General features: G+C 65.5%; 21 protein-coding genes. 8 read left to right on the forward strand and 13 right to left on the reverse strand.

Annotated features, from left to right (window positions below):
• Positions 1–84: 84 nt before the first annotated feature.
• Positions 85–1,377 carry a wax ester/triacylglycerol synthase family O-acyltransferase gene (locus tag NI2_RS08670; protein WP_255284007.1) on the forward strand — a complete coding sequence of 431 codons (1,293 nt, stop codon included), beginning with the start codon at positions 85–87 and terminating at the stop codon, positions 1,375–1,377.
• 616 nt (positions 1,378–1,993) lie between these two features.
• On the opposite strand, the gene NI2_RS08675 is transcribed toward NI2_RS08670, so the two are convergent.
• The 10 genes from NI2_RS08675 to NI2_RS08720 form a co-directional block, all read right to left on the reverse strand.
• Entirely contained in the window at positions 1,994–2,659 is a 666-nt protein-coding gene (locus tag NI2_RS08675) for a hypothetical protein (RefSeq protein WP_067488225.1), read from the reverse strand.
• A gap of 198 nt (positions 2,660–2,857) precedes the next feature.
• Entirely contained in the window at positions 2,858–5,371 is a 2,514-nt protein-coding gene (locus tag NI2_RS08680; protein WP_133734204.1) for a tyrosine-type recombinase/integrase, read from the reverse strand.
• Positions 5,371–6,555, reverse strand: a complete 1,185-nt coding sequence (locus tag NI2_RS08685; protein ID WP_243750084.1) for a tyrosine-type recombinase/integrase — start codon at positions 6,553–6,555, stop codon at positions 5,371–5,373. The genes NI2_RS08680 and NI2_RS08685 overlap by 1 nt, the downstream gene beginning before the upstream one ends.
• Positions 6,556–6,812: 257 nt before the next feature.
• Positions 6,813–7,271 carry a hypothetical protein gene (locus NI2_RS08690; RefSeq protein ID WP_067488229.1) on the reverse strand — a complete coding sequence of 153 codons (459 nt, stop codon included), beginning with the start codon at positions 7,269–7,271 and terminating at the stop codon, positions 6,813–6,815.
• 169 nt (positions 7,272–7,440) lie between these two features.
• Positions 7,441–8,169 carry a hypothetical protein gene (locus NI2_RS08695; RefSeq protein ID WP_133734205.1) on the reverse strand — a complete coding sequence of 243 codons (729 nt, stop codon included), beginning with the start codon at positions 8,167–8,169 and terminating at the stop codon, positions 7,441–7,443.
• A gap of 100 nt (positions 8,170–8,269) precedes the next feature.
• A complete protein-coding gene (locus NI2_RS08700; protein ID WP_067488234.1) occupies positions 8,270–8,887 on the reverse strand; it encodes an AAA family ATPase in 618 nt (205 codons plus the stop codon).
• Between the two features lie 390 nt (positions 8,888–9,277).
• Positions 9,278–9,511 (reverse strand): hypothetical protein, encoded by a 234-nt coding sequence (locus tag NI2_RS35055; RefSeq protein ID WP_067488235.1) that lies wholly within the window; start codon positions 9,509–9,511, stop codon positions 9,278–9,280.
• Positions 9,512–9,569: 58 nt separating this feature from the next.
• Positions 9,570–10,349, reverse strand: a complete 780-nt coding sequence (locus tag NI2_RS08710) for a hypothetical protein (RefSeq protein WP_133734206.1) — start codon at positions 10,347–10,349, stop codon at positions 9,570–9,572.
• Positions 10,350–10,528: 179 nt separating this feature from the next.
• On the reverse strand, positions 10,529–11,098 hold the full coding sequence (locus NI2_RS08715; protein WP_067488239.1) for a GNAT family N-acetyltransferase: 570 nt from the start codon (positions 11,096–11,098) through the stop codon (positions 10,529–10,531).
• A gap of 227 nt (positions 11,099–11,325) precedes the next feature.
• Positions 11,326–11,541, reverse strand: a complete 216-nt coding sequence (locus NI2_RS08720; protein ID WP_067488241.1) for a hypothetical protein — start codon at positions 11,539–11,541, stop codon at positions 11,326–11,328.
• Between the two features lie 645 nt (positions 11,542–12,186).
• Between NI2_RS08720 and NI2_RS08725 the strand changes: the two genes are divergently transcribed.
• Positions 12,187–12,762, forward strand: a complete 576-nt coding sequence (locus NI2_RS08725; RefSeq protein ID WP_084476183.1) for a VOC family protein — start codon at positions 12,187–12,189, stop codon at positions 12,760–12,762.
• 392 nt (positions 12,763–13,154) lie between these two features.
• On the opposite strand, the gene NI2_RS08730 is transcribed toward NI2_RS08725, so the two are convergent.
• From NI2_RS08730 to NI2_RS08740, 3 genes are all read right to left on the reverse strand, one after another.
• A complete protein-coding gene (locus tag NI2_RS08730) occupies positions 13,155–13,505 on the reverse strand; it encodes a histone-like nucleoid-structuring protein Lsr2 (protein ID WP_067488243.1) in 351 nt (116 codons plus the stop codon).
• Positions 13,506–14,048: 543 nt separating this feature from the next.
• The gene (locus tag NI2_RS08735) at positions 14,049–15,131 is read right to left on the reverse strand and encodes a tyrosine-type recombinase/integrase (protein WP_084476184.1); all 1,083 of its coding nucleotides are present in this window, start codon (positions 15,129–15,131) and stop codon (positions 14,049–14,051) included.
• A 1,216-nt stretch (positions 15,132–16,347) separates the two neighbouring features.
• A complete protein-coding gene (locus NI2_RS08740; protein WP_084476186.1) occupies positions 16,348–17,178 on the reverse strand; it encodes a helix-turn-helix domain-containing protein in 831 nt (276 codons plus the stop codon).
• Between the two features lie 640 nt (positions 17,179–17,818).
• Here NI2_RS08740 and NI2_RS08745 point away from each other — a divergent pair.
• From NI2_RS08745 to NI2_RS08780, 6 genes are all read left to right on the forward strand, one after another.
• Positions 17,819–18,721, forward strand: coding sequence for a hypothetical protein (locus NI2_RS08745; protein ID WP_067488246.1), 903 nt, complete (start codon positions 17,819–17,821; stop codon positions 18,719–18,721).
• Entirely contained in the window at positions 18,718–19,950 is a 1,233-nt protein-coding gene (locus tag NI2_RS08750; protein ID WP_067488248.1) for a cutinase family protein, read from the forward strand. Before NI2_RS08745 ends, NI2_RS08750 begins: the two co-directional genes overlap by 4 nt.
• Positions 19,947–21,068 (forward strand): lipase family protein, encoded by a 1,122-nt coding sequence (locus NI2_RS08755; RefSeq protein WP_067488250.1) that lies wholly within the window; start codon positions 19,947–19,949, stop codon positions 21,066–21,068. The genes NI2_RS08750 and NI2_RS08755 overlap by 4 nt, the downstream gene beginning before the upstream one ends.
• A 77-nt stretch (positions 21,069–21,145) precedes the next feature.
• The gene (locus NI2_RS08760; protein WP_067488252.1) at positions 21,146–22,699 is read left to right on the forward strand and encodes a cutinase family protein; all 1,554 of its coding nucleotides are present in this window, start codon (positions 21,146–21,148) and stop codon (positions 22,697–22,699) included.
• A gap of 113 nt (positions 22,700–22,812) precedes the next feature.
• Positions 22,813–23,484 (forward strand): DUF8176 domain-containing protein, encoded by a 672-nt coding sequence (locus NI2_RS33690; protein WP_133734207.1) that lies wholly within the window; start codon positions 22,813–22,815, stop codon positions 23,482–23,484.
• A complete protein-coding gene (locus tag NI2_RS08780) occupies positions 23,484–24,134 on the forward strand; it encodes a hypothetical protein (protein ID WP_067488260.1) in 651 nt (216 codons plus the stop codon). The genes NI2_RS33690 and NI2_RS08780 overlap by 1 nt, the downstream gene beginning before the upstream one ends.
• Position 24,135: the final 1 nt, after the last annotated feature.

A 24,135-nucleotide genomic window follows, 5' to 3' on the forward strand; every position in this document is an offset into this window, starting at 1 on the left:
CGAGGTCGAGCCATGAACGAGCTGCATCCCCTGGACTGGGGATTCATCGAACTGGAAAACACCGATCCCTAGATCAGCCTCGCCATCGGCGCCGTCGCGATCATGACCGGACCCGCGCCCACACGCGAGGCATTCACCGCATGGCTCGGCGAGCGAATCAGCCACATCGAGCGGCTGCGCCAGCGCGTGCACCGATCACCACTGGACCTGACTGCCCCGGTCTGGCAACACGACCCCGACTTCGACCTGGCCCACCACATCCGGTGGACCGCACTACCGACGCCTCGAGACGAGTCGAGACTGCAGGAGCTGATCGCCACCGAACTCGAGCAACGACTCGATCGTGACCATCCGCTGTGGCAATGCGTCGTCGTAGAGCAGCTGACCGGCAACCGATGGGCGCTGATCGTGAAGGCACACCACAGCATGGTCGACGGAATGTCAGGTATCGCGTTGTTCGAGCAACTGTGCGATCCCGCCACGCACCACACCGCCACGAACGACACCCGCCGATCGGGAAGACCCAGCACCGGACTCCTCGAACTGCTCTACAAGGGGATCCGGCTACCAGTGGCAGCACCCCGATTCGCGCTCTCGATCGCGCGCGGGGTCGCCCCCGTGGTGTATGCCGCGATGGCCCCGACAGCCCCGTCAACGTTGAACGGCCCCATCGGGCGCAAACGCCGCTACGCCGTCGCGAAGGCGGCAATGTCCGACATCCGCGCCATCGAAAACGCGTTCGGCACCTCGCTCAACGACGTAGCACTGGCCGCTGTCACCGCAGCCTACCGGCGACTGCTGCAACACCGCGGCGAGGAACCCTCGCCCAGCAAGATCCGCATCCTGGTTCCGGTGTCCATGCGCGGCACCGACACCGAATTCGCGATGGACAACCGCATCTCGGCGATCCTTCCCCACCTCCCGGTAGAGCTCACCGACCCACTCGAAGCGCTGAGAACCGTGCACGAACGAGTGACACGCCACCGCGAACGGGGAGAGACCGAGGCCGAGACATCGATACTGTCGATGGCCCAGCTGCTGCCCTTCCGATTCGGGGCGTGGGCATTCCGGCTGGCAGGACACTTCCCGCAACACAGCGTCGCGGCACTGGCCACCAACGTCCCAGGACCCCGCGACCAGCTCGCCGTGGACGGATGCGAGGTCGAACAGATCTGGCCCTGCATTCCTATCGCGATGCGCCTGCGCACCACGATCGCGATACTGAGCTACCACGATCACCTCATCTTCGGGATCACCGGCGACTACGGCTCGACACCCGATATCGACCTGATCGCCGACGGCATCGAACACGGCATCACCGAACTACAGGAACGTGCTCGATCGTTGTGTCACAGCGCTGACTCGGCGACGACGTAATGAAAGCTGCCGAAGAGAACCCACTCGCACCAAACGAGCCAAGCGGCGAGCGGGTTCGCCCTTCAGCGTCTACAGGAATCCCGCGACCAACGCGTCTTCGACCGGATCGACCAAGGGTGGCCCAAGTCGCTGACCTCGGTGGGTAACTCGTCTAGCCTTCCACCGCGGCTACCGACACCGAGCGGGAAAACCAACTGACACCGAAGTGGTAACCCTTCAGGTCGCGCCACTGGCAATCAGGCCTCCTCGTCTGGTGGTCCCAGCGGTCGCACGACTACCTGGCCGATCTTGGTCATGGCTCGATGCTGAACCGGTGAGCCTGGCGCGCGCAACCCGATTTCGGTGCGGTGACCTCTAGGTTCTCGACTCTAGACCCTTGAACCCCCTGTGTAGCCTGCCCTCTCAGCGTCATCGCCCCGCCCGGCAACACCTGACCGACGCGGCGTACAGCCGAAGGCGCTCCGCGTGCCGATGATCTCGCCGTCGGCGTTGATGGGAAGGTAACCCAGCTGCTAGCGGAATTTCGTTGCTGCCGACGCGCTCACTTGGCATGGGCAGCCACTCAGCGTTTCTCGCGGGGATTCCCAGGCCGCACCATTTTCGCGCCGGGTCGGGATCAGCGCTGGGAGCCGGATTCCTTGGCCAGCGCCATGATTCGTTCCTCTGTCGGTTCGTAGACGCCGCCGAAGGTGAGCGCGTGGAATTGCTGTTCGAGTTCGTCGTGCCTCGCTTCCTGTGCTGCGGGCAGAGTTTCACAGATGAGCCGCGCCTTGCGGGGGTCGTCGTCGTACATGGTCGAGACCAGATTTGCGGCGTGGAATGTATCCGTGGCGATCAGGCGAAGGTCGGGTGGCACGGAACCATCGGATGAGATGGCATGCAGCAGATCTTTCAGCGCAGCGGCGGTGTCTCGTGCCGCTCGTCGAAGCTGGGTTCGCGCCGCTTCGGTGAGGTCGTCGGGGGTGATCAGCCCTGGCGGCAGCGGCTGATCCTCGGCGTAGCAGTAGCGGCGGACGACCGGCGCTCCTGCACCGTTGGCGAGGTGATCGGGTGCGTCGTCGCCGATTTCGACGATGTGCCAGTGCTGGCGTTGTTCGGCCTCGTCGTCGGTTGTTCGGTACAGCAGGGAAGCTGCCACACCGATCGCGGCGAAGGCGTTCATCGCGTGGGCGAACCGGATGGGGACGGGAAGGCTCGGGAGCTGCCTGAGTTGATCGGTGTGGGAGTTCACCCATGCGATCGTGTGTTGAGCGTCGGCGTCGAACACTTCGGCGGGATTCATGGTCGGCCAACCTACCGACAAGGGTGATACGGACTCAGCAGAAACACCGGAGCAATGCCGAGTCCGACTCACTACTCGCCCGTCAGTGCTGGTCACGGCGCCAAGACGGGGTGGGAGGTGGTCGTCGACAAGCACCACGGAGCCCAGCTGATGGGGGGTGCACCAACGGGATTCACCGCTCCGGCAGTGCGCCGGGTCTTACCGCCGGATTTCGAAGACCAGTCCGTGCCGTGGCGACGGTGCTGGCGGCACCTCGGGGAATGTGGGGATGTTGATGAAGACGGTCGCGGAGCGGCGGGCTCGTTCGTCGAGCTGGGCAAGCTTGTCGTTGGCGGCGGCAAGGCTGACACGCAGACCTTCGGCTTCGCCGAGCCAGCCCTCGGCTTCGGCCTCGGTGATGCGATCGGTGAGGTTGTCGCGGATCTTCTCGAGCCGACCGCGTTGGGTCGGGTCCACTCGCAGGACTGGGCAACGGATGCAACTGTGCTCGTGCTGGCAGGTAGTTCCGTATGCGCGCCCGCATTCGCCAAGCGCTACTTTGCGGCGCTCGAAATGGCCCAGAAATTCCTCCCATTCGGTATCGGTAGGGGTGCGGTATTCCTCTCTCGGCCGCGTTCCTCGGCGCCGCGTGATGAACGCGCGGTGCCCGTTGATTGCTTCCTGCGGGTAGACGGCCTTGTAGCCCATTGTGGTGGATATGTCGTTGTGGCCCAGCAGCATCTGCGCAATGTGCGGGGGCATACCATTCAGAATCGCGTCCGTGGCGAAAATTCGGCGCAGGTCGTGGGGCACGAAGTAAAGCGGTTGCCCATCGGCGTCCTTGATATCTGTCGACTCGAAGATGTCCCTGATGCATTTGCGGATCGTCGACGCCGCTATAGCTCTGGTATGGCTGCCGCTCTTCCACTGGAACAGCAGTGAAGTCGGCGCGGCCCAGCATCGCTCGGAGAGATCATAGAACGGGACCAACGGGATGGCTCGGCCCTTCTGTCGAACTCGGGCGATGATCGTGGAGATGACATCGGCCAGCTCCGGGCTGACGACGAGGAGGCGTTCCTCGTCGGTCTTGGAAGGCGCGACGTGAAGCAGCGGGATGATCTGCCCTGCCTCGGGGTGTCGATACTGGATGATGCTGTGATGGCTCGTTTCGAGCATTTCCTCGATTCTGACGCCGGTGTGTCGGAGAAATTCGACTGCCGCCCAACCCCAGAAGGCGCGATGTTCCTCCGCGCGGAGGTCTCGACGTCGACCGGTCGAGTCGAAGACGCGCGTAACCATGCTGAGCCGGTGATTTCCGTTCCTTCGCGCGGAGACTCTGGCGAAGGTCTCGCCCAGGACGGTAAACGGCCGGCCGGGTTCGGAATTGAGTGCCGCGTCCAGCCGGATACGGGCCTCCTCCGCGCGCCGTTCGGCAGTCCGCATCAGAACCGGCAACAGGGGTAGGCGTTCGCGGGTCCGCTGGTCCATGCGCGCCTTTCGGCGAGATTTCGACTTCCTGGTCGAGTGCGCAGTTTCCGACGCGCGGATTGGGCACGGAACAGCCCAGTGCGCCCATCGAGCGGGATCCTCGGTAGCCCATTGTGCAATATCCAGGTAGAACGCCCGGACCGTGGTCAGGAGTTGGAGGTAGTTCACGCGTGGGACGGTGACCTCGACGGTGGTGCCGTCCGGCAGGCGCTTCTTCTGGATCTTGACGCGGAGGCGTTCTTTCCACGCCTGCGCCACCTCCGGGTCGAGGTGGAGCGAGTCGATGCCTGGATGGTGTGCTTCCAGATCCGTCCAGAAGTTCATGACCAGCACCCGGGACAGCGAGTCGAGTGCGGTGTAGTCCAGGGCGACTTGTCGTTCCGCCAGGTAGCTGACCAGCAGGTTACGGACCTCGGGATCTGCGACGTGGTACCGGTCTACCAGTCGCTGGACACTGGATCGTCCGCCATAGTTCATGATCGCCCGCAGGGTCACCGGCGCGCCCTGCGGAAGGAATCCCGCAGCTTCGAGCAGGGTGTAGAACAGATACCGGCCCCTTCCTGGCAAACCGATGTCTATCTCCTGCTTGCGCAGCTCGACGCAGTCGCCGACGGTGATGTCGCGAACGCCGCCGCCCTTGGTCAGCAGCAGGACACAGAGTTGCCATCGGATCACCGGGAGGTGGGTGCTCGACCGAATTTCGGGCGGCATCGCCGCGTCGAGTTGCCCGAAACCCGACAGATCGCGAAGATCGGCGAGCTTTGTCGTCCACGTTCCGGGTCGGTTGATAGTCAGCAAGAATGCCGGGCTCGGGCAGATGATCCTTGCGATGGACAGCAGCATCAACGCGGCCAGCAGCTGGGACTTATCGCCCGTCCGGCCGTGTGCCCGATGCCATTCCGTGGCGGCCGCGGTCCAGTGCGGCTCGGCGGCCTCGGCACCGCTGGCCTGCCATCGCTGCTGCCATGTCTTGCCGGGAAAGATCTCCAGCCAGCCGAGCAGCCTCCTGACACACAGTCTGTGACGAAAGCGCATGTCGTCCGACACCGGAGGAGGCCGTAACGCCTCGAGCCGTTCGATGGCTTTCTCGACTGTCAATACCTGACGCGAAGCGGAAAGCGATGGCCGAGCGGGAAATTGGTCCAGAATCGTTTCGGCGAGCACTCCACGCGCTTCGCGAGTCAGTTCCTGCTGTCGGCTGCTCGAACCGACCTCAGACGGCGCTGTTGTTGTCGATGAGTTCATCACGTCCTGCCGAAAATGACGTCGAGAGAACGTGGGTCGTAACCTGGTGCTGGCGGCTCCGGTGGGGCTGTCGCGCGCTCGGTCTGGCGCGTGTGGTGGGCGAGCGCGGCCGCGATCACCTCATCCTGAGTCGGGGTGGTGTAGAGCTGTGTGGTCGTCAGATAGGCGTGGTCGAGGATCCACTGGACGTCGGTGATATCCATGTCCGGGTCATCGGCCATGCGGTAGGCCGCGGTGTGCCGAAGTGCGTGGAGCGGATAGTTGGAGCCGAGCGCTTCCTGTGCACGGGCGAACATGGCTCGGGCCGCGTGATAGGACAATGGCCGCCAAGGGCGGCGCAGCGTGAACCAGAGTGGGTGGCGACGACCCCGGGGAGCTCCCTTGGCCCAGAGTTCTTCCTGGTAGAGCCGCAGCCAAACGAACGCATCGGGCGAGGCCGGCAGCTGCTGAGCTTTGCGAGAACCCTTGCGAGTGACCGTGATCAGCTGCTGGCCGGGGTCCTCATCGCCCTGGCGCGCGGACAGCAGTTCTTCGGCGCGGGCGCCGGTCGACACCCAGAACGCCAGCAGAGCGCGATCTCGGTTCGACTTCAGTGCCGCGAACACCGTGTTGAATTGCTCGTCGGGGATCTTCTTCGGGATCCGCTTGGGAACCTTCGGCCGATAGCGGCCGCCCCGCTCCTTCCGATGCGGATCCATCGGGTTGTGGTGCGCATGGGCCCGCCTTGAGCGTCGTGAGCGGTCCAGCGGGAATGGGTTGATCAACGGTCCTTCGCCGATTTCCAGCTGGAAGTCATAGAACGCCCGCAAGACGGTCTCGGCATGCGCCCGCGACGCCGGCGAGTACTTCGGTCCAGGACTCGGTCTGCCGGTGACGGCATTGACGACCGGGCCGGGGCGGCTGTGGGGCAAACCGGTCAACCGGCCGTCGGTCCGGTGTCGCCAATGGACTCTCATCGGCTTGTCCGCCAACAACATCCATCGCGCGAAGTCGCGTCCCTCCACCGGAGTCACCTTGTCCCCCGACATGCCGATCGCAGCCAGGAACCGCCACCAGCGAAGCAGATCACTGCCATACGATCGGATCGTCGACGGGCGCTTGTCGGTGGCCTGTAGCTCGACGAAGTACCTCGCCGCGGGCTCGATGGCCGCGCCGTTCGCGTCGAGAAGCCGGTACGGTCCCACACGTCACTGGTCTTTTGGAGCCGACCGATTTCTGGCACAACGAGTCTCGACAGATCTCGCTCGGCGCCCTCTTCGTACATGGCGGGGAAAGCTAGCAGAAACCTGTGTTGACCTGCAAGGATTATGAAGTTAGTTCAGTCAATACGTCATTCACGCGTGTGGTGGCACTGTCTGCGTCGAGAGCGACGATGGCATCTGTTCCTATTGGATCTGACCCGACGTCGTACTGTCCGCGGCTGAATGTCGGCTGCTCGGGCTCAGCATGGCTGCTCGGCCGCGTACAGGGCGCGCGCCTTGCTCGCGGCGGCCTGGAATTCGGGGGAGTACAGCAGACTTTGCTCGATGAGGGTCTGCATCTGTTCAGTGACGGTGAGCTCGATGAATCGGGCGACCAGCTCTGCGGGGTGGTGCTGCCAGCGGCCGGTGCGGGCCTCGTTGAACAGGTCGACGAGCTCGTGGACCGGGACGAGTCGGGCGAACAGGGCGATGTCGTCGAGCGGAAGCTCTTCTCTGTCGAGTGCGGTGAGGATCGGTGGCCACAGGAACAGCTCCGAGACGGGGCTGTATCCACCGCCGAGTTCCTCCTCGACGGCCGCTTCGGGCGCCATCAGGTACTCGAACCATCCCCGCAGATCCCATAGCCCGCCGGATCGGTCCCAGATCGCCTGAAAGTGCCGTCGGGCGTCCGCGATGGGATCGAGTGCGGTCTCGTTCAAATCCTGTGCCTTCCTCGGGATATGGCCACGGCTGCGGCCGATGCCGCATGACCAAGGTCAGCTATTTCCATGGTGGCCGCTTGGCCAGCAGTGCCGGGAAGTCGTTGGGCAGCAGCGGACTTCGTTGCGCAACGGCTTCGAGTCCTAGACAACCAATGCGGCTTTCGCCCTACTCCAAGTCCGCGGCGAGGGAATCCATATTCGCCCCGTATTGCGCCATGTACCGCTCGTCGAGGTGCGACAGCGTCAACATCAGGGATCCCGCGAGGAAGCGGTGCTCGGGTGAGAGCGGGGCTTCGGGTTGAGCTGCGACGCGCGCGAGTTCGGTCGTCACCCGAAGTCCGTCGCCGATGCGGTACCAGAGTTCGACCCACTGGTCGTAGTCCCGAACAGCGCGATCGTCGGGCAACGTGAGGGTCAGCATCGGCCGCACCTCAGTCTCGTCGAGAACGGCGGTGATCGTAGGAAACAATCTGATCAGTTCGGCATGGAGATCACGATCGAGGGCGGCTTCACCTTCTCGCCCTTGCTCCCAGTCGGTGTGTGCGGACGCAGCACGCACCCGAGCGACCGCCAGCAGGCCGTGGATCAGATCAACGGTTGATGGAAGGAGATGGCCGTAGGTGAAGTCTGGTCGCGGTGACATCACCTCGAGGAGCGCGTCGTCGAGGTCGTCGACATTCGCCAGCCGTGTGGTCGGTTCCCAGAGCGACAATGGCGAATTGTCGGTAGGCACTGGTGTTGTCGTGTCGAAGATGGGGGTCGGGTCCTGGGTCAATATCGGCATCAAGTTGTCGATGAGATCATCGGCGTAGCCGGGTCGTAGTGATGTTCGGACGGCGTTCTTCGCCTGCCGGTGACGTCGTCGAGCCTGCTTCTTTGCACGGTCGGTGCTCACGGCACAGACCTTATCGCCGACGGCGGGGCACGTCGCCGCTGGCATGGGTAAGTGGGGACGTGTCATCGGCGCTGGTCAACGTGCTTCGTTCGGGATGAGGTCACTGTCCTTCGATAATGGCGGGGGCGGGCGTGTGTGCCGGAGGGCTGATCCCGTCGATTCGATTGATCGATCCGGAGCGGCTGTCATCGGTGCGAGTGGTCCGCCCCTCGGGGCCAAGATCCGAGCAGATGCGCCCAACGGCGGAGGACGTGCTGCAGGTCGCGTCGAAACGTGTTTCGTCGACGAAGGGCAGCGGATTCCAGCCGTGGAACCAGGACCGCATGCTGTCGAGGTCGAACTCGGCGGCTTGAGGCCTCATCTGATGACGGCGCGCGGTTTCTTCGAAGGAAAGATCCCACGCGTAGAAGTGCGCTCGTGAAGCGTGATGGCGCAGCCGCTTGAGCATCGCCGCGTAGCGGTCGGCGTGGAGGATGCTCTCGACCACGAAAGTCAGGTCGCGTTCCAGACAGGCCATGGCGATGGTCTCGATCAGCGTCACGTTGAACGCGCCTGAAGCGTCGTGCTCGCGAAGGATGATGCGGCGCACGACGTCTTGGCCGACCACGGCGCACCGGCCCTTCCCGACCCGTTCTTGCACCAGTCGGGCAACCGTGGACTTTCCCGATCCTGAGTTGCCGCGCAAGACCACCAACTGCGGCCCGGTCTCCTCGGTCATAGCCGCCATCATGACGCATCGGTCGAGCGGGTAGCTGCTCAGCCGTCGGCTCGCTGACGGTTCCGGACTCGACCGTGGTCGAGCGCTTCGGCCGCGGTGACCTTTCTGCGTCGTGGGGGTAGCGCCCTGTGGTGAGAGACGTGTCGTTTCTGCTGTTCACAGCGGTGATCGACCGTAGTTGGCGACGGTGTTTGAGGTGTGTTGTCTGGAGAAGCCGGCTGATGTGTGGGTGCTGCCATCGGGCTCCGCCGCCGGGTGGTGGGATCTGTTCGCGGTTGAGGGTCTCGGCGATCTGGCGCAGGCTCTTCGAGTGGTCGTCGCGCAGGACCAGGACCCGGTCGACGACCTCGGGCGAGCATTGCGGCGGGCGCCCGACCGGCCGCGACCCGGTCACCGTTGCTTCCCGGCGACAAACCGTGCCAGAGCGGCGAGCGCAGTGACCAGAGACTGCAGGGTTCGCTCGGCGCGGCGCCCGCGCGCGGTGTCGGCGAACAAGGCGACCGGAACGACCAGCAGAAGCAGCAGCGAGATGATCGTCACCGGCAATGCGATCAGGGCGGTGACGAGGACGACGCGCGGCGCCGCGACGAGGGCGGCGAGCACGCCGAAGACGGTGGTGTTCAAGGGTTCTCCTGCGGAGTTGTGCAGGATCGCCCGACGTGACCGACAGGGGAGAGTCTGATCAGGCGTGGGTGAGTCCTGCAGGTGATCGAGGGATGGCGATCGACCTGCAGGTGTTGGGTCCGCGGCTGACGCGTGGGCGGGCAGCGACGGTGTGCCCGGGTGGGGCGGTGGGGCCACGGCGGCGGTCGCGGTGGCGTAGGCGTGTGGTGGTGCTGGATCTCAGGAGCGCTTCGCGTAGCCGGTTGCGGGTGCTCCTCAGTAGTTCGGTCAGACCGTAGATCTGGATCCCGGCCCTGATGGTGCGCTGTGCTGCGCGTTCGAGTTCGAGCGCGAGAAGTATCAGCACACGGATCTGGTCGCGATTGCGTTTGATCGCGATGACCCGTTTTGCCCAAGACGAGATTTCAGCCGTGATTTCTTCGACGCCGAGCATCTGCGCCGTGGACATCCACCGACCTGGGGCGTTGAGGGAGGTGGCGATGGTGGGGGCGAGAGAGTGGGCGAGACGGGCCGCGGTGTCGGAGGCCAGCGTCGCGGCGGCGGTGGCCCAGTGTTGCGAGCCGGGAAGTGTCGGGGCGTACCAGTGGGCGGTGAAATCCGCCGGTGCCGGTGCGAGCTGGGCCGCGATACTGTGCGCCCATTCCGGTCCGGGGCTCAGCTCGCTGAAAGTTGACTGCAGCAGGAGGTGATTGTTGGCGGTCAGCAGGGCCTGGAATTCATCGTTGGCGGCGAGCTGCGCGCCGAGTTGCTCGGCGAATTCCAGTTCCAGAAGGTCGGTGGATCCACGCAGCGCGCCCTGGCCCGTCGGGGCCTGGGTGTGCGCGGGATCGGCGGTCATGTGGGTGACGATATCGGGCACACCGCAGAGTCCGCTAATAGCTCACTGCCCGACAGGATCCCAGGGTTGGGGGACATGTCATCGTTGCAGGTCAGCGGATGCTGTCGGAAGGTAGTCGGTGGTGGCGGGCGCGGCCATGGTGTCCTGACGACGGCTCGCTGGTGTCTCGCGTGTGGGAGTCAGTCGGTGCGGAGGCGGGCGTGCAGGTGCATGTCGTGGCGGCCGTCGTGGTGGCGTCCTGCGCCACGCAGTGTGCCCTCGAGGGGAAATCCGCACTTGGCGGCGACCCGGCATGAAGCCGGGTTGCGGACTGAGTGGGTGAGCTCGATCCGGTCGAATCCGATGTCGTCGAATGCCCAGCGGATCAGAGTGTTTGCGGCGCGGGGCGCGATTGCGTGGCCACGCCAGGCGGGCAGGGTCCAGTAGGCGAGCTCGGTGACGCCCTCGGCGAGATCGGACTGCCGCAGTCCGATGCGCCCGGCGACTTCGCCGTCGCAGGTGACGGCCCATTGCCCGTTGCCGGTTGTCCAGGCCGAGCGCCACGAAAGGATCCATTGACGAACTTCGTCGATGGACTCGGCGCTGCGTACGTGCCATGGGCGGATCGCGGGGTCTTGGAATGCTTCGAACACGGCGGGTGCGTCGTCGTCGCTCCAGGGTCGCAGTATCAGCCCGTCGGTACTGGTGAGGGTGGGCTGGTCAGCGGCGAATGTGTTGGGTTCGACCACTGTCGACATCAACTCGGGCATCCCAGCATTGTCCGTGCGCGCAGCCACGAGTGTAGTGCGGTTGGAGTCGCCAGTCCTGCCTTGATCCCGTCGTGGTCCATGCAGCTGCGCAGGCGTACACGAGGGCTCGGAGTCGGGCTCGTTCAGCAGGTGCCTGTGCGGGCCAGGTCGGTCACACCGTGGCGGTCCGGCGAGGGGGCGGCAGCGCCGGACCTGGCGGGGACGTGTCATATGCGCTGGTGGGGAGGCTACTGTCCCTCGACGTTGGCGGGGTCGGTTGTACGGGCCGGTGGACTGGACTGCTCGGTGATCGCTGTCCACATGAACAGCAGGACGATCGCGCCGAGGACGCAGGTGACCGCGACCACGAGGTTGCGGCGTGCCGAGCGGCGCTGGGGATCTCGTTGGTAGAGCACGATGTGCAGGCAGCTGGCGGCGGTGAGTCCGGCGATGGTCAGGCCCACGAGGAGGGTGAGGGTGTCGGTGATGTCGACGGTCGGGGCGCCGCTGTGTTCATGTCGTTCACGTCGCCCAGATTCGCGTAGGGGTTCTCCACCCTCGGGTCGACGTGATTCGGGTGGGCGGGACAACCGCGTCGGGCAGTTCCGGTTGAGCCTTGGTGAGCGACCATGTCCGTGGTGGTGTGGTCGACGGCTACCACAGCGGTTCACCAACCCGGAGGACGTTGTTGTCTCGGGGTGAGGCGGGCGAGGGGGTAGGTTCGAAGCCATGACATCGGTTCCCGATTCGTCGACGCGCCGTGCCAACGCGATCCTGCAAGTGGAAAAGGCACTTTCGGGTTGGTTCGATGCTGACTACGACCTGATCAGCACGGTGGTCTACGCGCTGGAGTCCGGCGTGGACCACGAGAAGATCCGCGCCAGCTACGCGCGAACGGCGCTGAGGGATCAGGCGGAATGGATCTTCCCCATGTTCGAGCGTCGCGAGCTGGTGTTTCGTTTGTTCGACGAGGCGGGAATCCGGATGCGCACCAACGAGCAAGGTTCCAGGGAGTTGTCCCTCGACGTCGAGGGGCTGCCATTGCGGGCCGTGACGGTGAGCCACACCGACGAATGGTGCCTGCCGGGGCAGCCCTTCGTCGAGCTCGGATGCGACGCGTGGCCGAGGTGGCTGTACCTGCGCTCTACCGCGCCGCCTACCGGCTGGCCGCGACATCACCGGCAAAACTTGCTCATGTCGTCCTGCGCACCGGTCAGCTTCCGGAAATGGTCGACTGGTACCTGCAGGTCCTCGAAGGTCGCCTGGTCTTCAGTAACGACATGTTGGCGTTCATCACCTACGACGAGGAGCATCATCGCGTCGCATTTCTGGCGACCGGTGCGTCTCAGCGACCCACCGACGAGCATTCGGGCCTGCATCACGTCGCCTTCACCTACGACTCGCTCGGTGATCTGCTTAACACCTACCAGCGGTTGAAAGCCGCCGGTGTACAGCCGTTTTGGTCGATCAACCACGGTCCGACTACCTCGATGTACTACGAGGACCCCGATGGGAACCACATCGAGTTGCAGATCGACAACTTCAGCACTGACGCGGAGCTGAACGAGTTCTTCGAGTCCGGTGCCTTCGACACCAACCCCATCGGCGTCGACTTCGACGCCGATGAATTGGTGGCCCGTTTCGCCGCAGGCGAGCCGCTCGCGGACCTGGTGCGCCGACCCTGACCGTCTCACTTCGGTGCTCATCGTCGCTGCGGGTCTCGTTGGCGTCGCGACGGCGTATCTGCTGGGACGTCATGGCAGTTCGAGATGCGGCGAGGCGAACCCAGGGCGTGGGTTCTGCTGCTCGCGGTGACTTGGGAGGTCGTGGCAGGAGTGGGCGCTCAACATCGTCTGGTAGCAGGCGTCGGGCTGCCGAGAGTGCGCCGGGGCAGAAGACGGCTGTACCGATGCCCAGGACGATCGACCGACTGCTCCTCTGTCGACGCGGACGACATCGCTGCGACTTCCGGGCGCGCCGGAAATATGACCCCGGCGCGCCCGGCGGTGATCTCAGCAGTTCACAGACTTCGACCCTGTCGTCGGTGGATCAGGTCGACGGTTGGTAGTTGTGAGGCTCAGGCGAATGCCTTGTCGTAGGCTGTGATGACGTCGGCGGCGATCCTGCCGCGTGCGGACACAGGGAGTCCGTTGTTGTTGGCCCAAGTCCGAATTGCATTGAGGTCGTTGCGGCGTAGCGGTGCCTCTGCGGAAGCCTTCGCCTCGGATCGGCGCAGGGATGCCTTGATTCGGCCGGTGCGGCGTGCATAGGGAAGCCACTGGTCGAACGTCGCGCGCAGTGTGGCCGCGTTGTCGGCGGACAAGTCGATTTCGTATGCGGTCCCGTCGATTTCGAAGGTGACCGTTTCCTCAGCAATGGAGGTGCCGTCGAAGTCGTCGATCAGTGTGACAACAACTTTGCGCGCCATGTATGTGGGTCCTGTTCGCTCTGTGTCTGTGGTGCACGGTCGCTCGCGAGCGTAATTGCCTTCCGGTTCAGGGGGAAACCGGCGTGCTGGCTGCTGCTGCCATGGGCACGTGAGGTCTATATCGCGTTCATCTGCTCAGGATGGGCTCGCTGATGTGTCCAGGTAGCGAGTGAGTCGGTGCGCTGTCGGGGTGCGAGCCCGTGGCCGACCTCGCGACGAGTCAGACCGGCCACCCGCGCGGCCTTCGGCTGCGCCTGGCCCCGCAGCGCGCGCTCGGTCGTGTCCACGCCATGCTGGCAGGATCAGTAGGTGAACCCAGGGAGGCTTTCGACGAGGTTGAGTGGCGCAGCCCGATCCGCCCGGCGATTGTGTCGCCGCTGGTGACGCAGCTGGCCGGGATCGTGACCCTCCGATTCCGTGGGCGGTTCGAGACCTGTATCCCATTCCGCAGTTCTGGCATCGTCGCTGTGGGCATTTCGAGGCCGTCGGCCCGCATCTCGGCATGCGCGGTGACGCCCTGCCCAGGGCAGGTGACTGGCTGTGCTACTGGTGATGGATCGACGGGCCATGCTGGGGTGTCCAGACTGGCAGCGGCAGTGGCGATAGGACACGGCTGGTTGCGGATTGCCCCATCGCGAGTGGGTGTAGTTCGCTGGTGAGCGCCGATAGGGCATCCGCGACCTCGTGGACGCTCGCTCGAACGTAGGTCAGCGTCGCACCGCCGGGTGTGTACTGGACAGCGTGGGCGGCGTAGGCGCGGGCGACGGCATAGCCGAAGTTTCGCTCGACCCAGGTCAGCACGGTATGGCGGAGCCAGTGCGTGCTGACCTGCTGGGTCGCGACCCAAGGCAGTTGTCGGCCCGCACGCATCCACAGGTGGTCGTAGCGTCGGCGCGTGATCGGGCGCCCGTAGCGGTAGCGCAGCAGCTGCCCGTCAGGATCATCGCCGCGCGCGCAGTGGGCGGTGAGCATGGTGAGCAGAGCCGTCGAGATCGGCTGCCAATGGACGGTTCCGCCTTTGCCACGCAGTTTGACCAGGCGCTGCCTGGCATCGAGATCAGTCGGCCGAATAGCCAGTGCGCTGCCGGTCCTGCACGCGGTTTCCAGATGCAGGCGCAGCAGCAGGGTGTCCAGTTCGACGTCGTCGCCGGTAGTGGTGACCACCTCGATCACCTCGTGGAGCCGCTCGGCTGCGATCGCACCACGAGGGCTGGGTAGTCGACGCGGCTTGATGAGTTCCGTAGCAGCATTGGAGGTCCGGACGTAGCCGTCGTTGGCCGCGAACCGATACAGGTAGCGCAGCGCGCTCACCATGTGCTCGGCGGCGGACCTCCCGCCGCGGGAATTGCGGCGCTGGACCGCGCCTGCGCGGATGCGCTCGACGAGTGCCTGCATCTCCAGATTCGTCGGGTCGTCGAGGCGCCGTGTTCCCCACTCATTCTGTAGGCGCTGCCAGTAAGTCCCGTAGGTTCGCAGTGTTCCGGCCGAGACTGAGGGGATGATTCGCGCGATGTACTCGTCGAATGTTGGCACCGGTGCTGGGTCCGACTTCGGCAAGAGATCCTGCACCTGAATCCCCAGCTGGTCCAGCAATTTCCGTGCGATCTCGTGGTTGGGGTCGCTCATCGCTCGCCCCTGCCAGTACCTGCTGCACATGGTCCAGTCGCGGCGAGCGTTTTGCTCTTCCTCAGCGGATTGCCCGTGCTAGCAAGGCCGGAGGGGCGGGCCACCGGGGACATGCGAACAACCCAGGGGATAGGAATGTGAGGGTGGTCGTGAATTTCATCGGGCACCTGTTCTGCCCGATCAACGGCTCTTCCACATTCCAGTAGACAGCAAGTCTGCGAATCGCGCCACCCGCAACGTGGCAGTCAGTTGTCGGGGAGTCCTAGGCGACGATGAATGCGTAGAGGGCGGAGCCGTAGGTCGAGTCCCGCGGGCACGGTCGTGTCCTGGACGGTTGCCATGTTCCCAGCACCGTTGGCCGCTGCTGCGACACAGAGCAGGCGCCAGACTCGTCCGGATCCTGGCCCCGATCGGCGAAGTTCGGCGCGTCTTCGAGCCGTAGCCCTGGCCGTGCCCCACGGCCGTGATGTGGTCTACCCGGTTTCACCGTGGTGCCCGGGCGGTTCGCGGTCAGCGTTCGCCAAGGCTATATCGAGTTCGTCGATGTCCCATCGGAATTGTCTTCCGACTCGAATGGGTCTGGGTAGCCACGGGTGCTTGCCCGGTTGACGGGCCCAGCGCCGTAGTACTTCAGGGTGGATGCCGATGTGGTCGGCCGCCGTTTTGGTGTTGACCCACCGGCGAAGCGGCGGAGGGGAAGTCGAGGGGTCATGGCGCATGGGTGTGCCCCCGGTCGTGGTCGATGCCGATTCCGGGTTCGCGATGCCGGGTGCCGCGCACTAGAGGTGGGCAGGACCCGGCGAGAAGTGGTCCTGTCCTCGTACAAGGTCGGCGACGAAGGCGATGTAGGACATCGTGCGAATATGACCCGACCGAGACTGGGTCATAGCAACGGCCAGGACGACTTCGGGCGCTACGAGTCCACCGGCTATCGGTGACGGGGGCGTGCGATCTCTCCGCTGGAGAATGGTCGCGCCCGTAGGCGGGCGCGGTTGCTGCGTGAATCTTCATCGGGCACCTCGTTCTGCCCGATCAGTGGCTCTTCCAACCTCTAGAAGACATGAACTTCACGACTTTTTCCACCCATTTCTCGCCCTAGCCGTGAAATCAGTCGCAATTCACGGTGTTTCGGGTTCGACTCCTTGTTTAGCCTCACAATTGTCCGACCCACGCGCGCGGATATGTCACCGTTGGGCCGCTCCGATGTTGCTGGCGCTCAGTCGAGCACGGGCCCCGAGTAGGTCTCTGGTGTGGCTGTGACCAGTTGGATGTGTTTGGAGACGATGCTGTCGGTCAGCGACAGTTGGTAAGAGACCCTGTTCTGGTCAGTGCTGTGGGCGTGCAACAGGCGCCGCGCGTCGCGACCGAGGGAGACCTTCACGCTCGCTGCCCACAGTCGTTGAGCATCATTGTTCGGGGACAGTGCGGCAACGAGTTCTTTGGCCTGTACCGACGTGCGGTGCCTGCCGAGTGCGGCTTTTACCTTCGCGATCATCCAGGAACGTTCGCCATCAGGATCGACGAGGACGGTCTTGGCATGCTCGCCGAACATCCAGACTGGTACCGATCCGATGTCATCGATGCCGATCAGTAGGTCGGCAAACAAGTCGTTGCGCGACAACACATTCGACATCGGATCGATGTAAGCGGCCAAGACGCCTCGGGTCTGGAAGCGTTCGAGGTTGGCAGCCAATGCGGGCTCGGCCTGGACGTAGGTGCGCAGGTGGTGAGTCGGGGCCAGCGGGATGTCGGCGATGGCGAGGTCGTGCAGGTGTGCGGACATCGCCTGGTCGAGTCGGTAGCCTCGAACGATCCCTTCGAGGGTGTTCAGCGAGGGCTCGCGCTCGCTGCGTTCGATGCGCCCGAGGTGGACCGCGCTGAACCCGACCGCGTCGGCCGCCTCTTCGCGAGTGAGACCCAGATCCTCCCGGATCCACCGGCACGTCGTGCCGAGGTCGGGAATGGACACATCGGGTCGTGTCGGATCGCGTCGCCGCCGTCGACGTGGCCGATCTGGCAACCGCCTAGAAGGACGTTCGTATTTCATATCTCCCCCCCGGGAGCTAGTGGTGTAAGTCACAGGCTGAGAGGTTTGAAGTGAGAGTCACCTGCTGGTGATGGGACATTGTCTACCAGAAGGGATTTCATGCGGCAAGTTTGCCCACGGCCCGCGAGTTGGGAACGACGGCGTTCGTCAAAAATTCAGCAACAGAGGCAATTTCGACGCGGCTCGCCTTCGTCCGGGGGGTGAGTAGCCGCGTCGCCGATGGGTCAGTTTCGGTCCCGTTGCTGCCTGCGTTGACATGGGTCCCTTAACTGATCCTTTTTGATATATCCAAACTGGATCAGTTAATGGTCTAGCGGCACAGTCGGTTTCAAGGTTTGGATGGAAAGCGAAAGTAATTCCCTCCCAGAAAGGAAATCCTGTGGATCCGATCGTGATCGCGAGCTATCTCAACGCCGGGCTGTCGCTGTTGGCCAACGGCGCCGCCCTGGCCAATCAGGTGCTGTATCTGGCTCTGAACTTGCTCTGACCTAGCCGCCGAGCGGCACCGCCGAACCGGGTACACCGATCGGCGGTGCCGGGCAGCAGCCCACCGATCTGAATTCTTGCCGCGCACGCGAAGCCAATCCCGCTGCGGCCCCATATATCAGCTTCACCTTTCGACTAGAGAGGTCGACCAGTCATGCCCGAAAACACTCCGACCGCCCGCCGCAGCGCAGCTCGCCGCCGATCCGGAATCTCCGGCGCACGTCGCACCGGCACCATGCTGCTCGCTGCCGCCATTCCGGTCGCTGTCGCAGTCGGCGCCGCCGGCCCTGCCCACGCCAACAGCGCCGTAGCAACCATTGCCGATCAAGGCGGCGTGACCAGTCCGCCCCAACCCGGTACCGAAACACCCACGCCCCCACCAGCTCCCGAACCCGAACCCGAGCCGGAGCCGACTCCTGAACCCACACCACCGGTGTACTACGAACAGCCCCAACAGGTACGCACCGGCCCAGCCCGGCCCGCCCCCGAAGTGGACGAGCCGGTCGAACCGGTGCGCATCGAAGAACTGCACCTCCCCGTCCCTGTCGAGCCGGTCGCTCCGATCACCCCGCCGGAGAACACGATTCGGATCGGAGAGTGGCAGACCCCGAGCCCGGAGTGGCTCCCGGTGGAAGTCCGCGACACCATCAACAACACCGCAGCAGGCGCCGAGGCGCAGGTCGCGACAGCACTGGACTCGGTCGGGATCCCCGCAGGACGCTCTGATCGCGTCAGTGGCGCGACCCTGGGTGGCGCCGCACTGGGCGGCGCAGCCGGTGCGACCGTGCTCGGGGCACCCGCAGCCGCAGTCGGTGCTGTAGCCGGAGGGCTAATCGGCGGCACAGTCGGTGGAATCGCCGGTGCCGCACTCGGAATCGTGATCCCGGTCCCCATCATCGGACAAGCTACCAGCGGAGTCGCAGGCACCGCCTTGGGTGCGGCCGCCGGAGCCGCTGCGGGTGCGGCGCTCCTCGGCGTGCCAGCCGGTGCTGTCGGCGGGGCGGTCGGTGCAACGATCGGCGCCGGGTTCGGCGCCGGCGTCGGAGTCGGCCAATGACCAGTAGCGCAGCCCGTACCGCAGCAGCCGTGGCCGCCGCCTTGGTGGGAGCCGCGGTGATCGCCGCGGCCTCACCGGCGGCTCCCGCGGTCGCAGTGCCGATCGAGGGATGCCCGGCGTTGTTCATCCTCGGTGTCCAAGGAACGGGCCAATCGTCGCAGACTGCGGACCCTCTCGCGGACACCGGTGTTGTCGGGGCGCTGATCGGACCGGTCGTGGGTGCGGTGCCAGCGCTCGTGCAGCGCGCCTACATCGGCTACGACGCGGGCTTCGGCGGCATCGTCCCCGGCGGGGGCTCCGCCCGGTACGTCGCCTCGGTCTCGGGGGCCCGGGCCAACCTCGACGCCGCGGCACAACAAGTCGTGCAGGCGTGCCCGGACACGATGCTGGCCGGTGTCGGTTACAGCCAGGGCGCCCAAGCAATGGCGAGCTTCGCGCGCGACACCGGTGCGGGCAACGGCCCCGTCCCGGCCGAACGCATCGCAGGAATCGTGTTGTATGCCAATCCGGATCGTGGCGAACTCGAACCAGTCTTCCCCGGTCGACCGGGCCAAACCGTGCCCGACCCCGCACCCGGCACCTCGGGTTCGGCGGTCTCGACCGTGCAAGTCCTCGCGGCCCCCGCAGGTGGTGCGGGACTCGCGACCACCAGCGCCGGATACGGCGATCTCACCGGCCGGGTCGCCGACATCTGCAGCGACGGCGACCTCGCCTGCTCCGCCCCGGGCCAGGCATCGGTCCTGCGACTGGGGGCCCAGGTCTTTGCCCAAGCCGACCTCACCAACCCTGTTGCGGCGCTGTCCACTCTCGGCGCCGCACTCTCCGACGCACTCGGTGAGGCTTGGAACACCGTGATCGTCAACGACTTCCAGGTCGGTGCCGGAGGTGTCGACTATGCGCCGCAGGCGGATTTGGGGCAGCGGTTGGTCGATGCCGGTGACCCCCGCACACCTGTCACGGATCCAGCGGCAGCGGCTGCGCGCTGGAACGAGATCACCGCGACGGTCGCGGCAAACCCACTGGCGCAGGTGCCGAAATTGCTCGCCCAACTCAGTGGCGCGTGGGGGCAGCTCGCGGCGCAGAACGCCGAGCTGGTCAACCCGGCGACCTGGTTGCGGTTCGCCGACACCGTCGGACGTCACAACGGCTATGCCCTGACCGGGCAGTTGGACTCGGGCATCGCGTGGATGATCGCGCTGGCCCATGACGTCGCGGGAGCCCGCTCATGACCAGCACCGGGGCCGATGAGTTCCACGCGAATACCGCGGTCGGCTCCGGCACCCCCGGCCGAATCCTGCGTACCCGCGAGGTCATGGTGCCCCACATCGCCGGACTCCGGAACGCCTGGCAGGTGATCTACACGACCAAAACCAGCTTCGGTGTCCCGGTCCCCGCCTCGGGCATCGTGCTGGAACCGGCCACGCTGACCGGTGGTTCGGTGATGAATACCCCGCTGGTGGTGTACTGCCCAACCTTTCACGGTCTGGGTGGTCGGTGCGCTCCCTCGCAGCTGCTGGTCGACGGGAACGAACCCGACACGAGCAGCATCGCCGCCGCGCTCGTACAGGGATGGACGGTCGCGGTTCCCGACGGGATCGGACTGGGCATCCACGGCGCAGGACCCCACCATTTCCTGGCCAAGAAGGGGGGCGCACATGCGGTGCTGGACATAGCTCGCGCAGTCACGTCCCAGCCCGCCCAGGGCACTCTCGAGGCTCCGGTCGCGATCTGGGGCTACGCCGATGGCGGCCGGGTTGCCGCCGCTGCCGCGGAGTTCCAGCCTGCCTACGCGCCCGAACTGGATCTACGGGCTGTCGCGGCCGGTGCGGTGATCCGCGACCCCGGCGCGTTGATCAACAGCCTCGACGGCGGACCGTGGTCGGGACTGGCCTTCGCGGGCATGATCGGGCTGGCCCGGGCATACGCTCATCTCCCGGTCGATCACTTACTCACCGACGCCGGCGTGCGCGCGGTCCGCACGGCTTCCGAGCTCGATCTGGCGACTTTGATGGTGGAGTTCTTGTCTCCACTCTCGGCATGGTGTGAACGTCCAGACCCCTGGAACGACCCGGTCTGGCGATACGTGCTGGCTCACGAAACCCTCGGCACTTCAACACCGTTGGCGCCGATCCATCTCTACCACGGGTTGCTCGACGGACTGATCCCGATCGAGTCCGGGCGCGAACTGTTCGCCGAGTACACCGCCCGCGATGTCGCCGTGTCCTGGTCGGAATTCGACGTCACCCACCTCGGCGCGGCCGACCTCGGAGTCCCCGACGTGTTGGCCGCCTTCCGCACGGGATTCGCCCGACCACCACGCCATCAAGGCCCGAACCCGACCAACTGACGCGCCTGCCCGCGCCACCCCCTCCGGCGCGGGCAGGCAGAGCCCACTGACTCGACGGTAAAAGGAAGCCGAACCCGATGAACCACAACACAACTCAGCGCAGAGCCTGCGCCATCGCGGCCGCATGTCTGACCGTGATCTTCATCGGCGCGGCACCAGCCCTGGCCGAGCCCACCGCCAGCGCACCTGGCCCGTCGCCGACGTCGGGCGAACGTCGCACCTCGGCCTGCCCTGTCTTGTATGTGCTGGGCGTGCAGAGCGGTGAGGAAGGCGCCGCCACCACCGCTGACACCGGCGATACCGGAATGCTGGGCCAGGCCTTCGGCAGGTTGGGTGCCGGCGCAGGCACGGCGATCGAGCGATCTTACATCGTCGTAGGCGCCGAGGTGAACACAACGAACTACCCCGCAGCGGTGACCGCGGCAGCCGATCAGATCGAACAGCGCGCCGGTGAGGTCATCGACCGGTGTCCATCGACACAGATCGCAGTCGCCGGCTATGCCCAAGGTGCCGCTGCCGCGGCCGCTTTCGCTGAAGAGGCCGGGGCAGACCAGTCTCGAGTCCCTGCGGAGAAGGTCGCAGGGATCGCGTTGCTGGCCAACCCGTCGCGGCGCGCAGCGACCGGTGCTCTGCCCGGCACCGACAAAGCGGAAGTCCCGTCCGCGCCTCCTGGCACGAACGGAACCGCGGTGTCGAAGATCAAGCTGACCAACACCGGCTTGTCCGGTGCCGGGATCGCCGCCGACCAGACACCGGCCAACTTCGGGTCCCTGGTCGGTCGGGTGGCTGATCTGTGCGTGGCCGGTGATGCCACCTGCGACGTCCAGTCCGGGAGTCCGTTGCTGACCGCGGTCACCAACATCACCGGACAAACAGAGGGCAAGGACCCGGTCGCCGCGATCGCCACCGTCGCCCAAGCCCTGGCCTCCACCGCGTTCACGACCGCGGTCGGGGTGGTCAACGACGACATCTCCGGTACCAGTCTGGATCAGCTCTCCTACACCCCCAGTCAAACTCTCGGCCAGCGCATCGCGGCCGCGTCCTCACCGTCGGCTACAACACCGACCGAGTCCGACGCGCTCTCGGCGCTGTTCAAGATCGGCACGATCGGCTTGAACGCCGTGGTGTCGGTGGCGCAGAAGGTCTTCACCGCCACGACCATCGCCGAACTCGCCGCAGTCGGGCTGTCCAACCCCGCCGCCGCGGTCGCGGTACTCGGCACGAAAGTCGCTGACGCGGTAGTGGATCTGGTGCCGCCCCAGTCGATCAGTACCTGGGTCAACGACGCGTTCGAGGCGATCACCTCCACCATCACCGATCCCCAAGACCTGTACACGACCTCGGCGACCGCCCAATACAGCAACGCCACCGGGCGACGCAGCAGCTACAGCACCGTCTCGGTCACCGCAGGTGGCGATACCCCGCTGGTCGCGACGACCGCTTGGTTCACCGCGATTGCCCACGACCTCACTGCCACCGCGACGCCATCGGCGAAGCAGCCGACACCCTCGAACAGCGCGACGACTCCGACCAGTCCGCACCCGGCTCCCTCGCCTACCGCAGTGAAACCCGGTGCCACACAGACCGGTTCGCCCTCGGCCACGGCCAGTGAGCCGAGGGTGCACCCCTAGACCCCTTCGGAGCACGAATCGAGCAGCCAGCCTTCCCCCTGGTCAGCGGCTCTTCCAGCGGCGTGCTCCGAAGGGCCCGACCACAACCCAACCGAACCGAGGAGGTGAACAACATGCCCACCGACGACCTGAGCCATAACCATGGTGCCGCTTGGCTGTACAAGCCCGACAACCCAGACCCCCACCCCGACGAACCCCATCAGGTCAGCGAACACCTCCACGCCCGATCAATACCGCGCCACGCGTCGACGCGGCGGTCACGCATCATTGCGCTGAGCGCCGCCGCCGGCATCCTTACCGGTTCGGTCGCTGCCGTCGCGGTGGACATGTCGGGCAGCGACCACACCGACACCGCCGCCTCTGTCTCCACCTCCGCAACAAGCTCGACCACCCCTGCCTCTACTGTCACCGCCACCGAGCGGGCCTGTGCCGGGCTCTCTGCGCAAACGGTGACAGCGGGCGCCGGGGACACCAGGACCGTCGCCGGTGTGATCGCGGCGTTCGAGTTCGCCTACTACGTCACACGCAGCGCGGAGGACGCGCTGCGGTTGGTGACCCCGCAGGCCGGGATCGTGCACGAACCGCTGGCCGCTGCGATCACGGCGCTGCCGATCGGCACCAGCCACTGCGTCGGCATCACTCCGATCGCGGAGAACACCGCCGAGGTCCACCTGGTGGAACTGCATCCCGACGGCCGCCGCTTCGACTACCTGCAGCTGATCAACGTATCCGCCGCTGCTGCTGGCGAATTGGTCATCACCAACATCCAGAAGCGAGGCAGCTGATGCCCGCGCTGATCCTTCACGAGCATCCTCTCGCCGTGATCGGCGGCTGTCAGTTGGACCCGGCCACGGTGACCCCGCCACTGCGCGTCGCCAGCATCCGCGTACAACCCCTGCCGACTACCCGAGCGCATCCACCGGCGGTCGCGATCGTCGGCGCTCACGGGGGAGCGGGGACCTCGACGCTGGCACGGTGGTGGGCTCCCGCTGCGGACTGCGAACAGTCCTGGCCGGGCTCGCCGCAGACCACCCAACGTGTCGTTGTGGCGGCACGGTTGTGCCTGCCAGGGCTGATCGCTTGCGCGGACCGGTTGCGTGAATGGCACGCCGGAGCGGCACCCGAAGGCGTCGAGGTCGTCGGTGTCGTACTCAGTGCCGCCCGACCGGGCCGAGTCCCAGCACCGGTGCGCCGCTACCGGGCCGTAGTCGAAGACCTGGCCGAGCACGTGTGGGAGATCGGCTGGCATGACGAGCTCATCGAACGCGAACTCAGCGAACTCGCCGAGTTCAGCCCCTTCGACCCTGCCCCGCAACGCCGCCCCCGCCTGACCGAAGCGGTGCCGCTGGATGTTCATCACGTCGGCAGCGAGCTCATCGACGCCCTCGCCCGAACGACCAAAAACCCTATCGACCAACACGATTCGGAGAAATGAC

It is taken from the genome of Nocardia ignorata NBRC 108230, assembly GCF_001612905.1.
Lineage (GTDB): Bacteria > Actinomycetota > Actinomycetes > Mycobacteriales > Mycobacteriaceae > Nocardia > Nocardia ignorata.

What these genes read in the sequence shown, in the direction of transcription:
- NI2_RS08750 (WP_067488248.1), top strand. Translation starts at nt 18,718, where the DNA reads ATGACCAGTAGCGCAGCCCGTACCGCAGCAGCCGTGGCCGCCGCCTTG.
- NI2_RS08760 (WP_067488252.1), top strand. Translation starts at nt 21,146, where the DNA reads ATGAACCACAACACAACTCAGCGCAGAGCCTGCGCCATCGCGGCCGCA.
- NI2_RS08680 (WP_133734204.1), bottom strand. Translation starts at nt 5,371, where the DNA reads ATGAACTCATCGACAACAACAGCGCCGTCTGAGGTCGGTTCGAGCAGC.
- NI2_RS33690 (WP_133734207.1), top strand. Translation starts at nt 22,813, where the DNA reads ATGCCCACCGACGACCTGAGCCATAACCATGGTGCCGCTTGGCTGTAC.
- NI2_RS08730 (WP_067488243.1), bottom strand. Translation starts at nt 13,505, where the DNA reads ATGGCGCGCAAAGTTGTTGTCACACTGATCGACGACTTCGACGGCACC.
- NI2_RS08755 (WP_067488250.1), top strand. Translation starts at nt 19,947, where the DNA reads ATGACCAGCACCGGGGCCGATGAGTTCCACGCGAATACCGCGGTCGGC.
- NI2_RS08675 (WP_067488225.1), bottom strand. Translation starts at nt 2,659, where the DNA reads ATGAATCCCGCCGAAGTGTTCGACGCCGACGCTCAACACACGATCGCA.
- NI2_RS08700 (WP_067488234.1), bottom strand. Translation starts at nt 8,887, where the DNA reads ATGACCGAGGAGACCGGGCCGCAGTTGGTGGTCTTGCGCGGCAACTCA.
- NI2_RS08740 (WP_084476186.1), bottom strand. Translation starts at nt 17,178, where the DNA reads ATGAAATACGAACGTCCTTCTAGGCGGTTGCCAGATCGGCCACGTCGA.
- NI2_RS08780 (WP_067488260.1), top strand. Translation starts at nt 23,484, where the DNA reads ATGCCCGCGCTGATCCTTCACGAGCATCCTCTCGCCGTGATCGGCGGC.
- NI2_RS08710 (WP_133734206.1), bottom strand. Translation starts at nt 10,349, where the DNA reads ATGACCGCCGATCCCGCGCACACCCAGGCCCCGACGGGCCAGGGCGCG.
- NI2_RS08735 (WP_084476184.1), bottom strand. Translation starts at nt 15,131, where the DNA reads ATGAGCGACCCCAACCACGAGATCGCACGGAAATTGCTGGACCAGCTG.
- NI2_RS08745 (WP_067488246.1), top strand. Translation starts at nt 17,819, where the DNA reads ATGCCCGAAAACACTCCGACCGCCCGCCGCAGCGCAGCTCGCCGCCGA.
- NI2_RS08725 (WP_084476183.1), top strand. Translation starts at nt 12,187, where the DNA reads ATGCGACGCGTGGCCGAGGTGGCTGTACCTGCGCTCTACCGCGCCGCC.
- NI2_RS08715 (WP_067488239.1), bottom strand. Translation starts at nt 11,098, where the DNA reads ATGCCCGAGTTGATGTCGACAGTGGTCGAACCCAACACATTCGCCGCT.